Annotated in this window: 11 protein-coding genes and 1 pseudogene; 6 read left to right on the top strand and 6 right to left on the bottom strand. The window is 68.5% G+C overall.

Features of this window, described 5'->3' with window-relative positions; genetic code table 11:
- A pseudogene (locus tag HDR73_RS05810) lies at window positions 1–103 on the top strand (IS481 family transposase); the annotation flags it as partial.
- A 42-nt stretch (window positions 104–145) separates the two neighbouring features.
- On the opposite strand, the gene HDR73_RS05815 reads toward HDR73_RS05810, so the two are convergent.
- The 3 genes from HDR73_RS05815 to HDR73_RS05825 form a co-directional block, all read right to left on the bottom strand.
- A complete protein-coding gene (locus tag HDR73_RS05815; protein ID WP_041464598.1) occupies window positions 146–610 on the bottom strand; it encodes a hypothetical protein in 465 nt (154 codons plus the stop codon).
- Window positions 611–658: 48 nt separating this feature from the next.
- Entirely contained in the window at window positions 659–1,150 is a 492-nt protein-coding gene (locus HDR73_RS05820) for a hypothetical protein (RefSeq protein ID WP_041464597.1), read from the bottom strand.
- Window positions 1,151–1,278: 128 nt separating this feature from the next.
- On the bottom strand, window positions 1,279–1,905 hold the full coding sequence (locus tag HDR73_RS05825) for a response regulator transcription factor (protein WP_094146269.1): 627 nt from the start codon (window positions 1,903–1,905) through the stop codon (window positions 1,279–1,281).
- A gap of 402 nt (window positions 1,906–2,307) precedes the next feature.
- Here HDR73_RS05825 and HDR73_RS05830 point away from each other — a divergent pair, with 402 nt between their 5' ends.
- The 4 genes from HDR73_RS05830 to HDR73_RS05845 all read left to right on the top strand — a co-directional run bounded on the left by HDR73_RS05830 (window position 2,308) and on the right by HDR73_RS05845 (window position 8,370).
- On the top strand, window positions 2,308–3,117 hold the full coding sequence (locus HDR73_RS05830; protein WP_012299271.1) for an NAD-dependent epimerase/dehydratase family protein: 810 nt from the start codon (window positions 2,308–2,310) through the stop codon (window positions 3,115–3,117).
- 516 nt (window positions 3,118–3,633) lie between these two features.
- Window positions 3,634–4,101, top strand: coding sequence for a hypothetical protein (locus HDR73_RS05835; RefSeq protein WP_012299269.1), 468 nt, complete (start codon window positions 3,634–3,636; stop codon window positions 4,099–4,101).
- A 148-nt stretch (window positions 4,102–4,249) separates the two neighbouring features.
- A complete protein-coding gene (locus HDR73_RS05840; protein ID WP_223842624.1) occupies window positions 4,250–5,533 on the top strand; it encodes an MFS transporter in 1,284 nt (427 codons plus the stop codon).
- Between the two features lie 104 nt (window positions 5,534–5,637).
- Window positions 5,638–8,370 carry a phosphoenolpyruvate carboxylase gene (locus tag HDR73_RS05845; RefSeq protein WP_094146268.1) on the top strand — a complete coding sequence of 911 codons (2,733 nt, stop codon included), beginning with the start codon at window positions 5,638–5,640 and terminating at the stop codon, window positions 8,368–8,370.
- A gap of 983 nt (window positions 8,371–9,353) precedes the next feature.
- Here HDR73_RS05845 and HDR73_RS16530 read toward each other — a convergent pair.
- Window positions 9,354–9,944 (bottom strand): trypsin-like peptidase domain-containing protein, encoded by a 591-nt coding sequence (locus tag HDR73_RS16530; RefSeq protein WP_086935904.1) that lies wholly within the window; start codon window positions 9,942–9,944, stop codon window positions 9,354–9,356.
- 82 nt (window positions 9,945–10,026) lie between these two features.
- Between HDR73_RS16530 and HDR73_RS05850 the strand changes: the two genes are divergently transcribed.
- Entirely contained in the window at window positions 10,027–10,197 is a 171-nt protein-coding gene (locus tag HDR73_RS05850) for a hypothetical protein (protein ID WP_287136288.1), read from the top strand.
- Between the two features lie 42 nt (window positions 10,198–10,239).
- On the opposite strand, the gene HDR73_RS05855 is transcribed toward HDR73_RS05850, so the two are convergent.
- Window positions 10,240–11,229, bottom strand: coding sequence for an Abi family protein (locus HDR73_RS05855; RefSeq protein WP_012299266.1), 990 nt, complete (start codon window positions 11,227–11,229; stop codon window positions 10,240–10,242).
- A 329-nt stretch (window positions 11,230–11,558) separates the two neighbouring features.
- Window positions 11,559–12,662, bottom strand: a complete 1,104-nt coding sequence (locus tag HDR73_RS05860; protein WP_012299265.1) for a threonine aldolase family protein — start codon at window positions 12,660–12,662, stop codon at window positions 11,559–11,561.
- Window positions 12,663–12,812 lie beyond the last annotated feature (150 nt).

Raw genomic sequence — 12,812 nt, forward strand, 5'->3', positions numbered from 1 at the left:
CCGGGCCGACGCGCTTGACCCCTTCATCGAGCACTACAACACTGAACGAATCCACTCAAGCCACGGGCTCACGCCCGCGGCCCGAGTGTCACCAACGTCATGACCCAGTACAGCTAGGGGCGCGGCGGAGTCCACCGGACGCGGCTCATCCGGTGGCGACGCCGTCCGGAGGGCTGTCCTGCTCGGCATCGCGGCGTGCTGTCTTGCGCTCCATGCCCTTGACGAAGGGCCAGTAGACGAGCATCGCGATACCGGCGGCGAGGACCGCGCCTTCCGCGCGAGCGAAGTAGACGCCGAGCATGAGGCTGAGGATCGCCCAGAGCACCACCAGCTCGACTCCGCTGCCGATGACGCCCGCCGGCCGTGAGCCGCGCACGTGCTTCCCGACCGCGTCGACGACGGTGCCGGCGAGGAACAGCAGCGGGTAGATCCACAGCAGATGGAGGAGGTGGGCGGTGCCGACCTCGTCTCGGAGCCCGCCGGCTTGCGGCAGCAGCGCCCCGGCGAAGAGGCCGGCGACCATCGGCAGGGACGCGACGACGACGGCGCCGAGGAGGAGCAGGAGCATGATCGCCCCTCCGGTGATGCCGGGCCTGGGTGCGGTGCTCATGTGTCCTCCTCGGTTCCGTCCGTCGTCGTGCGCCCTGCCGTCAGCCCATCAGAGGAACGTGACGATCCACTGGGCGGCGTAGCGCGCCACGTCCGGCGGCAGCCCCGCGCTGGTGAGGGCCGTGAAGATGCCGACCTCGGCCATGCCCTCGACCTCGTCGATGAGGTCGTAGAGCTTGTCGGCGTACGGCCGGATCTTGGCGGGCAGGTACGGCTTCCCGTACCGCAGGGCGGCCTTGATGGCATTCTTGGCGATCATGCCCCACGCCTGCGTGGAGACCTGGCCCTTGTCGGGGACGGCCATGCGCTGCGCTGCCGCGGCGGCCGCGGTGTCGCCCTGGGCGCTGGCCCGCGCAGCCACGTCCGCCCACTGCGCCTGCGTGAGGAGCACGGGTGTGCCGGGCGTGACGGTCGATCCGGTGGAGGTCCCCGACGTGGGGGCCGCGGTCGCGGCACTGGCTCCGAGGCCGGTGAAGACCAGGGCGCCAGCGACTGCTGCGGCGGTCAGGCGGGTGGTGCGGGTCCTGCGATTCGTGTTCATGTCATCCGCTTCCATGTGTCGGTGACCAGCTCCGGAACCGGTCGGGGTTCGACGTCATGGACGAATCTAGGGACGCGGCTCGGCGGAGGGATCCCCCAGGCGGGGGAATACTCGGACCGTTCGGGGGGTCACGGCCTCGCGCCCATCTGGTACGCCCTCACGGCCAGCGCCACGCGATTGCGACACGCCAGCTTGCGCATCAGTGAGGCGACGTGGGACTTGACGGTCTCCGAGCTGAGCGCGATCTCTTCGGCGATCTCGGCGTTCGACCAACCCAGCAAGACTCCCTGGAGCACATCACCCTCGCGTGGGGTGATGCCGATGGTCTCGCAGGCGACGGTGGAGATCCCGCTCGTGGCGACGGCGGATCCGCCTGCAGCGGCGACATGGACGGCCCCGGCCAGGGCTGCGACGGGGGCCCGCGCATCGAGGGCCCCGTGCGCGCCGTCGCGCACGAGGTCGATGCCGTCCTCGCGCGTGAAGGAGTCGCACACCACCACGCAGGCGGGGCGGGGCGAGGGATCCGACGGGGCGACTCCGTCGACGCCCGACGCCCGAAGTGCCGAGAAGAGCGCACGGTCCATGAGCACGACCTCGGGCGCGGCCAGTCGGAGCAGGTCGTCCAACCCGTCGGGACCGAGCGCGTAGCCCACGACGGCGATGTCGTCCGCGAGCGCCAGCGCGTCCCGCAAGAGGCGAGCCCGGGCCGGATCGTCCGCCGCGACGACGACCGTGACCGCGTCTGACCGCTCCATCGAGGCACCCCCATGCCGCCCCGCCCAGCGCGGGGTGCTCACGACGCTACGGAGGGCGAGGGCCCTCGCGCGTCCGCTGGAGGGGGGACCTCGTCCAGACGCGCGGGCTCCCGTCCGCCCGCCTCACGGCGGACTGCTTGACCGCGGCGGCCTTCGACGGCGGGATCCTGCGCGCGATGGGCAGGAGCTCGATCGTCACCGGCGCGGCCACCGCTGACACGTGCGTGCTCGGGGCGCTTGCGGCCTACCCGCTCGCCCGGCGGGCGACGCGGCTCGACGAGCTGGTGTTCGCACGCACCGTGGCGCTGATCATGGTGCCGCTGCCCTCCTCGTCGGGCCTGCCCCACGCCAAAATGGGAGGACGGCCGCGCCGCGCGGCGCTTCGACGACGAGGGGATCCGCATGGGCACGATCACGATCACGGGAGGATCCGGCCGGATCGCCACGAGCATCCGCCACCTCCTGCTCGCCGCCGGGCACGAGCTGCGGCTGCTCGACGTGGTCGCGCCGCCGACGCCGCTCGCGCCGGGGGAGACCTCGGCCATCGTCGACACCACCGACGTGGACGCGTGCACCGAGGCGTTCCGCGGATCCGACCTCGTGGTGCACCTCGCGGCGCACGCGGCCGAGCGGCCGTGGGAGGCGATCCAGCGGGTGAACAACGACGGCGCGCACGCCGTGCACGAGGCGGTCGTGCGGGCGGGGGTGCCGCGGATCCTCGCGGCCAGCTCCATCCACGCCGTCGGCTTCCTGCCCGCCACCGAGGCCGCGCGCGACGACGTGCCCGCACCCCGGCCCGACACGTTCTACGGCCTGAGCAAGGTGCTGCTCGAGGGTCTCGGCAGCATGTACGCCGACCGGCACGGGCACGTCGTGGTGAGTGTGCGGATCATGACGGCCGAGCCCGAGCCGTCGCAGGCCCGCAGCGTCTCGACCTGGCTGTCGCCAGGCGATGCGGCACGTCTCGTCGAGGCCGTGCTGCGGTGGGACGAGCCCGGCCACCGCATCGTCTGGGGCGTCTCGCGGAACACGCGCCGCTGGGTGTCGCTCGCGGCGGGCGAGGCGATCGGCTACCTCCCCGAGGACGACGCCGAGGTCTTCGCCCACCGCTTCCCGGAGCTCGGGGAGGACACGTCGCCGCCCGCGGGCGTGCTGCTGGGGTCGATCTTCACGGAGGTCGAGCTGGGGTCCGACATGGGGCGAGGCCGCTAAGGAGCTGGTATCCAGCGGTGCGAAGCGCGTAATAGTCGTCTTGAAGAAGATCACGCGTCCCCTCTTGTGGGGGCAGGGGTCAGGGTGCTACTGCGGCGAGGCTTTGTAGCCTTCGCCTACGGGGTACTCGCTCACCCCAATATTTTTGCGAATTAGCCATGCCACGAAGGCCATAAACGAGTTTCGGAGACAAGAAGTTGCTTTTCGCAAAGAGGCAACCCTCGAAATGCTCGATGTCTACGATCCCGAAACCAAGATACTTGGCGCCGCTATTGGTGGCGATGTTCCTCCCCGGGAGATGGGCCTTGTGCTCGGTGACGCGTTGCGCAATATTAGGGCGGCCCTCGATAATCTGCTTGTAGTGATGTTGGAACGCGAAGGCAAAGTCGTCACACGTAGTCATCAATTCCCACTGCAAAGCAAAAACAATTCGGTGGCACGCAAGACTTTTGGTACCAACGTGGCGGGCGTGTCCGCGGGAGATCGCGCGATCATCACAAAGTACCAGCCGTTCGCATGGGAGGGCAGGCGGATCAGCACCCGTTCAACAAGTTGTCTGTATTCTCTAACGCCGATAAGCATGAGATGCTCTTGCCGAGCGCAATGGCCTACGAGTGGTACCTCGAGGACGAGGGCGGGGAAATCGAGTACCTCACTCCTGTTCTTCAGACGACTCTCGAAAGAGCCGGCCAATTGCGTGTAACGGCGACAGTCAGCGGAGTGCAAAACGCGGAGATAGATGGAGCGCTTCGCTTTTATGTAGACGATCCGAACAGGTTTTGGGAGGCTACGCTAAAGAATGTTACGGGGGATCCGCGTTTCACATATTCAAAGGCACCTCAAGTCTCAGTGGGTTTTAAGCATGCAGGCTTGCAGATAACCCATCCTGTGCTGCTCAGCATCCACAAGATGGCAAGGGAGCTCGCTACCGAAGTGGGTGAAAGCTGGGGCTATGTTATAACTCACGCGGAGAGTGAAGAATAGGCAAGCAGGCTGTCGGGTTATAGAGCCCATTCGGGGTGGTCTGGGAAGATCTCTCCAAAGGATACGTGAAGTTAAATTGCGCGTGTGGGCTTGGATGGGGCGCTTGAGGTCGTTTGGGAGGGTGACGGGGCGGACGTACGCTTTCCCCATGCGGTCCTTCCGACGTGCGGGATCCGCACTCACCCCCGAGCCCGGCGACGGCGCCATGCCCGACGCCCGCGGCCCCGTGCGCGCACCCCGCGCCCCGCGCGCGAAGCTCCCGCGCGACGTGCTCGTCCTCGGCATCATCGCGTTCTTCGTGATGGTCGGCTTCGGCGTGGTCGTGCCCGTGCTGCCCGTCTACGCCGAGAGCTTCGGGGTCGGCAGCTTCGAGGTCGGCGCGGTCATCTCCGCGTTCGCGCTGATGCGCTTCGTGATGAGCCCGTTCGTCGCCCGCCTCATCGACTGGAGCGGGGAGCGCACGGTGCTCGCGGTGGGCATCGGGATCGTCGCCGTCTCCTCGGGCCTCGCGGGCCTCGCGCAGGACTACGTGCAGCTCCTCCTCCTCCGCGGCGCCGGCGGCATCGGGTCGGCGATGTTCTCGGTGGCGGCGATGACGCTGCTGCTCGGCTCCACGGAGCCCACGCGACGCGCCCGCGCGATCGGCTTCTACCAGGGCGGCTTCCTCATCGGCGGTATGGCCGGCCCCGCGCTCGGCGCCGTGCTCGCGCAGATCTCGCTCACCGCTCCCTTCTTCTTCTACGCGGCCACGCTCGCGGTGGCCAGCGTCATCGGCCTGCTGCTCCTCCGGCCGCGCACGCGCGAGGTGCAGGCCACCGGCGCCGACGAGGTCGTGATCCCGTTCGGCCGCGTGCTGCGCGACCCGCGCTACCGCGCGGCGCTGCTCGCGAACCTCGGCAACGGGTGGGCGTCGATGGGCGTCCGCAGCGCGCTGATCCCGCTGCTCGTCGTCGCCGTGATCGGCGCGGATCCGTCGGCCACCGGCATCGCGTTCGCGTGCGCCGCCGTGGTGCAGGCGCTCGCGCTCGCGCCCGCCGCGCGCTTCGTGGACACGCGCGGTCGCCGGCCCGCGATCGTCGGCGCGTACGGGGTCGCCGGGCTGCTGATGATCGCGATCCCGTTCGCGCCCGACATGGTCGTGCTCACCGTGCTGCTCTGCGTCTACGGCGCGGCCGCGTCGTTCATGGGCACGGCCCCGGCCGCTGCGGTCGGCGACGCGGCGGGAGCCCGCAGCGGACGACCCGTCGCGGTGTTCTCGATGGTGTCGGACCTCGGCGCCATCGTCGGCCCGCTGGTCGCGGGCTTCCTCGCGGACGCGTTCTCGTACCCGGTCGCCTTCGCCACGGGCGCCGTGCTCCTGCTCGCCGCCTCCGCCTACGCGCTGCTGCGGATGCCGCGGGACGAGCGCGTGGCGGCCCCCGCCGCGAGCTGATCCGGTCGCCTCGCGCGCCCTCCACAGCCGGATCCGCGGCCGGAGCGCGCGTCCTCGGACGTCATGCGCAGGATCGGCCGCGCGCTGTCCGTATCCTCGACTCCGTGACGACTCCCCCGAAGAAGCCGCTTCCCCTCGAGCACGACTCCACCCGCGACGGCACGCGCGACGCCGTCGAGCCGGCGCTCCGCTCCGACGTCAGCCACCTCGGCGGCCTCCTCGGCCAGGTGCTCCGCGAGTCCGGCGGCGAGGATCTGCTGCGCGACGTCGAGCGCCTGCGCGAGCTGGTCATCGACGCGTACGAGAGCGCGCGCGACGCCTCCATCGACGACGCCGAGCGCCTCGTTGCCACGTTCACGCCCGAGCGCGCCGAGCAGGTCGCCCGGGCGTTCACCTGCTACTTCCACCTCGCGAACCTGGCCGAGGAGCACCACCGCGTCCGTGTCCTCCGCGAGCGCGAGGCGGCGGCGGGCTTCGTGCCCGACTCCATCCCGGACGCGGTCGGCACGCTCACCGAGGAGCTCGGCCGCGAGGAGGCCATGCGCCGCCTCGGCGAGATGCGGTTCCACCCGGTGCTCACGGCGCACCCCACCGAGGCGCGTCGGCGGGCGGTGGCCACGGGGATCCGCCGCATCGGCGACCTGCTCACGGAGCGCGACGGGGCCATGGCCGGCACGCTCACCGGTGCGGACATCGACCGCCGGCTGCTCGAGGAGATCGACGGCCTGTGGCGCACCTCGCCGCTGCGCACCACGCGGCCCACGCCGCTCGACGAGGTCCGCACCGCGATGGGCGTCTTCGACCAGACGCTGTTCGAGGTCGTGCCGCGCGTCTACCGCCTGCTCGACGACTGGCTCCTCGGCGAGGAGGCCGGCGTCCGCGACGCGGTCGCGCCCGCGTTCTTCCGGCTCGGCAACTGGATCGCGGCGGATCGCGACGGCAACCCGTACGTCACCGCCGCGGTCACCGAGGAGGCCGCGGGCATCGCCAGCGAGCACATCCTGCTCGGCCTCGAGCGCGTCGCCCTCCGCGTCGGACGATCCCTCACGCTCGGCGACGCCGACACCCCGCCGAGCCCGGAGCTCCGCGAGCTGGCCGCCGCGCAGGACGCGCTCGCGCCGCACCTCACCGCCCGCATCGGCACCCGCGCGCCCGCCGAGCTGCACCGCCGCGTGCTGCTCGTGATCGCCGGCCGCCTCGCCGCCACGCGCGAGCGCCACGACGACCCCATCGCCTACCCGTCGGCCGCCGAGCTGCTCGCCGACCTCCGCGTGCTGCAGGGATCGCTCCGGAGCGCGGGCGCGCACCGCATCGCGGGCGGCGAGCTGCAGGGCCTCATCTGGCAGGCCGAGACCTTCGGCTTCCACCTCGCCGAGATGGAGGTGCGCCAGCACTCGCAGGTGCACCGCGAGGCGCTCCGCGAGGTGCTCGCCGTGGCCGCGGCGGATGCGTCGGGCGACGCCGTCCCCGAGCTCGCGCCCATGACGGTCGAGGTGCTCTACGTGTTCCGCGCCCTCGCCCGCCTGCAGGAGCGGCACGGCGTCGCGCCCTTCTGCCGCTTCATCGTGTCGTTCACGCAGTCGGCCGACGACATCCGCACGGTGCACGAGCTGGCCGCGCTCGCGCTCGGCTCCGCGGAGGACGCGCCCGTGCTCGACGTCATCCCGCTGTTCGAGACGTTCGCCGATCTCAACGCGAGCACCGAGATCCTCGACGGCATGATCCGGCTGCCCCAGGTCGCGGCCCGCCTCGAGCAGACGGGGCGGAAGCTCGAGGTCATGCTCGGCTACTCCGACTCGTCGAAGGACGTCGGGCCCGTGTCCGCGACCTTCGCGCTGTTCGACGCGCAGGCCCGCATCGCCGCGTGGGCGCGCGAGAACGACATCGAGCTCACGCTCTTCCACGGCCGCGGCGGCGCCCTCGGGCGTGGTGGCGGCCCGGCCGACCGCGCCGTCCGGGCCCAGCCGCCGGGATCCGTCGACGGCCGCTTCAAGCTCACCGAGCAGGGCGAGGTGATCTTCGCCCACTACGGCGACAAGCGCATCGCCGCCCGGCACATCGAGCAAATGGCCGCCGCGACCCTGCTCGCGTCCGCGCCCTCGAACGAGGAGCGCAACGCGGCCGCCGCGCAGGGATCCGCCGAGATGGTGCGCACGATGGACGAGGCCTCCCGCGCCCGCTTCTTCGAGCTCGTGAAGGCGCCCGGCTTCGCGCCGTGGTTCGCGCAGGTCACGCCGATGGAGGAGATCGGGCTGCTGGCGCTCGGTTCGCGGCCCGCCCGCCGCGGCCTGTCGGTCGAGTCGCTCGAGGACCTGCGGGCCATCCCGTGGGTGTTCGCGTGGACGCAGGCGCGCATCAACCTCACGGGCTGGTTCGGCCTGGGGTCGGCGCTGGCCGCCGTCGGCGACGAGGCCGTGCTGCGCAAGGCCTACGACGAGTGGCCGCTGTTCACCTCGATGATCGACAACGTCGAGATGTCGCTCGCCAAGACCGACGGCCGCCTCGCGGAGCGCTACCTCGCGCTCGGCGACCGGCCGGATCTCGCGGCGCTCGTCACCGAGGAGATGGAGCTCACGCGCGAGTGGGTGCGCAAGGCCACCGGGCGCGGCGACATCCTCGAGGGCCGGCCGGTGCTGCGCCGGGCGGTGCGTCTGCGCAGCCCGTACGTCGACGCGCTGTCGCTGCTGCAGCTCCGCGCGCTCCGTGCGCTGCGCACGACGGCCTCCGCTGCGACCGGCCAGGCCGCTCCCGGCCAGGCCGACCCGACGGATCCGGACCACCGGCTCCTGCTGCTCACCGTCAACGGCATCGCGGCGGGGCTGCAGAACACGGGGTGATCCGCGCCCGCGCGTGACACGGCGGCGGCCGGCTCCCGATGGGGCCGGCCGTCGTCGTTTGTTGCCAGGGGATGTCGAACTTAGAGGCCGCGGAGGGTGTTTCATTGAGAACCCCTTTACCAGACTCATCACCGGCCTGGTCTATAGAGGTAGGAGCACCCGTGAAGGCACGGTCGCATATCGGCCACCCACGGAGTCCGGTGTGCGGTCATCCATCGAGACGGGGTCTCGTGGTGTCACGTCCGCATTAGTAGCGTGGCAGTTTGACTGCGCTGCCCTAAATTGCTTCGTTCATTAGGTTCGTCGACGTAGATAGCCCTGGAGGAAAATGATGGAAGTTGACCGGCTTAGGGTGACCCGTCGTTGCAGCGAGATGCGTTGCTCTTAGGCTCACTCGAACGAACGTGAAGAACTTATTTGCAGAGAAAAACCGCTCCGCGTCGATGAAACCGCCCAAAGTGCCGTAATGCTCCGCGGGTTAGGTGCTCTCGTTGCCAAGTCGGGTCTCTATGTCTGAACGGCAGTTCATTGCGGCGCAACTGAGGTTGAGCGCGATGTCCGCCAGGTCCGTAGCCGCCACCGGTCGGACTTCGATCTGCACCATGCGCAGAGCATTGATGGGCATCCGACAGGGTTGAATCCGGACGCATCAGTCTGATGCGTTAAAGAAAAAGGGCGTCGGCGCATGACTCCGGCGATAGTGCCCGATGCGCACCTGAGCATGTTCGCGACAAGGTGTCTAGCGGGAGTCATCCCGCTCCGGGAAGAGCGCCGCCGTGCCAGCCGTCACCACCTCGTCAACGGCTGACGCTTTCCAGACGTAGCCCAAATTTGATCCGTCCCAGGCGCGACCAGAGTAGATACCAAGGAAAATAGAGGCGGGCGGCCAACCGATGGTTGACGCAGTAGCGCCTTGATGCCAGACCGTGCGCTCGTTAGTCAGCACGTACACCGGCGCCCCCGAGAGGCCTTGGTGGGTTGTGCTATCGATGAAAAAAAGTCGGGAAATCGCCCAGGACCTCGAGATCTAATTCGGAGGCGATAACGCCTTGCGTCCAGATAGCCGCCCCGGGCAGACCGCCAGAGTGGCCCCAAGGATAGCCGACTACAAGGACCGAATTTGTAACCCTGACGGATGGAGCGGAGCTGCTTGGCGTCGAAGACATAGAGGCCGTATCGACGGGACGGGCCATATGAAGTTCCGTCGCTCCCTCCGGGCCGAGGGGTAGTGCGGCAATATCCGCGGACGCTCCAAAGCGAGGATGCTCAAGCCATCGCGGCTGAAGGTCGGTGTCATATAGGTCCACCTGGTGATCGTGCGTGATGCCAGTGGTGCCTTGTGTGATCCAATTCAGCGACCGTGGTCGCCTATGACCTACTGTGTCTAAGCTGCGGTGCGTAATGTTATCGAGGCCCGTCGCGACGTGTCGGTTGGTCACTAGATAGTCGAGGCCGTTAGCGCGCGCTATAAAACCTGTTGCGCTTCCGATCGGGCCCAAGTCGTCCTTTGGTACAACCGGAACGCTGGATGTGGTGATCGGATTCAAAGCAATGGTCTCATTTAGGTCTGACATCTAGATCCACTCTCGTCGCCCTCTTGTGCGAGAGGGGTCGATACCTTGTTTTCGGGTAAAGAATCTATACCATGGTTAGCCGGTGGCCGCGAGCATATCAGCAACCGCTGGCAATCAGATTCTCCCGCCCGACCCGCCCGACCCGGCCGACCCGCCCGACCCGCTCGGCGGAAAGCTCGATGCCGGGACGGCGAAGGCGACACTGATGGCGCTGCATCAAAGTTTGTTAGGGAACCGTTCGCCGGGCGGCTAGTGGTACGCATTAAAGATTCGAACTCGTCGTCGCCCTCAGGGATCAGGCGCGTTCTTTCCACAGGTCCTGCTCAATCCAGCCAGCGGCGACGCCCATGGATCCCACGTTCAGTCTGGCCGTAGTTGGGAAGTTGCGGAGGAGGGCCGCTACTCTGACAGCCCAATCACGGCCCGGGTGCACGGTTTCTAGGACGTAGGCCATTACCGCGAGGGCGCTGTAGGTGCCGAACTGCTTCGGTGCCTCCTCCTGTGTGAGGTGCGCAAGGAGCGGGACGGTGTTGCCCTTCGGTCTCTTAAGTGCACTCACAAGCTTTCGGTTGTAGAGACGAGAATGATGCGCAGCAACATTCCGGACGTAGTTTATGGTCGCGATCCAGCTCTGCATAAGCTGCTTCGTAGGAACACCGAACGCTCCGGCGATCTCCGTCGCAATGTCATTGCGCAGCCCACCGTACAAGCGGGAGGTGTGTCCGAGCTCAAGGATCTCGGTTAGGGCCCAGATCGGCATGCGGTCGTCGTACTTGTGGCGGAAGTGGGCTACGAAGGCCTCGTCCGAGTTGTTCTGTCGCTGCCGCACGCGTTCGAGCCATGCCTCATGACGGCTTGGTGCAGGTTCACCGTCCTCGCCCATCTGTGGATCTGTGAATGCAGACAGGAAGGCAGAAGCGTCTTCATGCGCGAACGCTGACCGCTGCCCAAGCGAGTAGCCGAGCTGCATGCGCAAAGCAATCTCGATGCGCTCGACTCCTTCGAGTACAAGCATCCGCAGTTCACGATCGAAGTCGATCAACTGCGCAGCGTCATCCATGCGGACTCCAGGCTCGTAGGAGCTCAGGATGCGGGTGCGCTTGCGACCGTCGTCATCGACGTAGCGCTCGGACTGGCGGAAGGGGTAGAGGTACCCGGTCAAGCGGTAGTACCCGACGTTCCGGAGGATGGCGCCAGCCTCGCGCCGGTCCCCTACCTCCAGGCCTCGACGGGAGAGCCCCTCGATCTGGTCCTCGATCGATAGCCACGGCTTGGCATACTCCATTGGGCGCTCCCGGGAAAAGAAAATCGGCCCGAGCCGTAAGGCGAGCGGGCCGATCGTGATGGGTTGACTCTACTACATATTGGGCCCCGCCCCCCGAACGGATCGCCATGTCATGGTCAAGTTCCGATAGGGGATCCTCGTTCAGATGCGATGATGGCCCCGATGCTCAGCCGCCAGGGCGTTCGTGCTGCAGGGCTTCGTTCCTGACGACCTTGTGCGCAGGCGGTGATCCGTCACCAGACGTTGCTTCGACGAAACCGCTCCAGACCGCGCAGATGATGCCGAAGGTCGCCGCTATGGCCTCGGGTCCCGTCGACGTCGACGGGACGCTACCCCGCCCCGACCTCCCGGCGGATCGCCGTGGCGAAGCGGTCGATGTCGTCCTCGGTGGTGTCGAAGGAGCACATCCAGCGCACCTCGCGGCGGGCCGGATCCCAGTCGTAGAAGCGGAACTCGCCGCGGAGGCGGTCGGCGACGCCCTCGGGGAGGATCGCGAACAGGCCGTTCGCTTGCGTCTCCTGCGTGAACTCCACGCCGTCGACGCCCTCGAGCGCGGCCCGGAGGCGCGCGGCCATGCCGTTCGCGTGGCGCGCGGAGCGGAGGTACAGCGGCACGCCGTCGACCTCGGATCCGAGCAGCGCCAGCAGCTGCGCGCTCACGAACCGCATCTTCGACGCGAGCTGCATGTTGAGCTTGCGCAGGTAGGTGAGTCCCTCGGACGCCTCGGGGTCGAGCACCACGATCGCCTCGCCGTAGAGCAGGCCGTTCTTGGTGCCGCCGAAGCTGACGACGTCGACGCCCGCGTCCGACGTGAACGCGCGGAAGGGTGCGTCCAGCGTGGCGGCGGCGTTCGACAGGCGCGCACCGTCCATGTGCAGGCGCATGCCGCGCTCGTGCGCATGGTCGGCGATCGCCCGCACCTCGGCCGGCGTGTAGACGGTGCCGAGCTCGGTGGTCTGCGTGATGCTCACGGCGAGCGGCTGCGCGCGGTGCTCGTCCCCCCAGCCCCACGCCTCGCGGTCGATGAGCTCGGGCGTCAGCTTGCCGTCCTCGGTGGGCACCTGGAGGAGCTTGATGCCGGCGACGCGCTCGGGGGCGCCGCCCTCGTCGGTGTTGATGTGGGCCGTGGTCGCGCAGATCACGGCACCCCAGCGCGGCAGCATCGACAAGAGTCCGGTGACGTTCGCGCCCGTGCCGTTGAAGACGGGGAACGCCTCGGCGCCGCGGCCGAAGTGCTCGCCGACGACCTCCTGCAGGCGGGCCGTGTAGGCGTCGCCACCGTACGCGACCTGGTGCCCGTCGTTCGCGGCCGCGATGGCCGCGAGCACCTCGGGGTGGATCCCGGAGTAGTTGTCGGAGGCGAACCCGCGGGCGGCGGTGTCGTGGAGGCGGAGGGGGGAGACGGGGGAGGCGGCGTCGGTCACGGTGTCCATCCTCGCCTACCGGGCCGGTGCTCCCGGCCTGGTGTACTCGGCCATGACGTTGGTGACACTTCGGGGCGTGTGAAGAGGCCTCCTGGCTTGATGGAGCTGTTCAGTTCAACCATCGCCAGGAGGCCTCGATGTCCCACGGTAATGCTCGTC

Origin of the sequence: Clavibacter sp. (assembly GCF_014802555.1) — a bacterium.
Lineage (GTDB): Bacteria > Actinomycetota > Actinomycetes > Actinomycetales > Microbacteriaceae > Clavibacter > Clavibacter sepedonicus.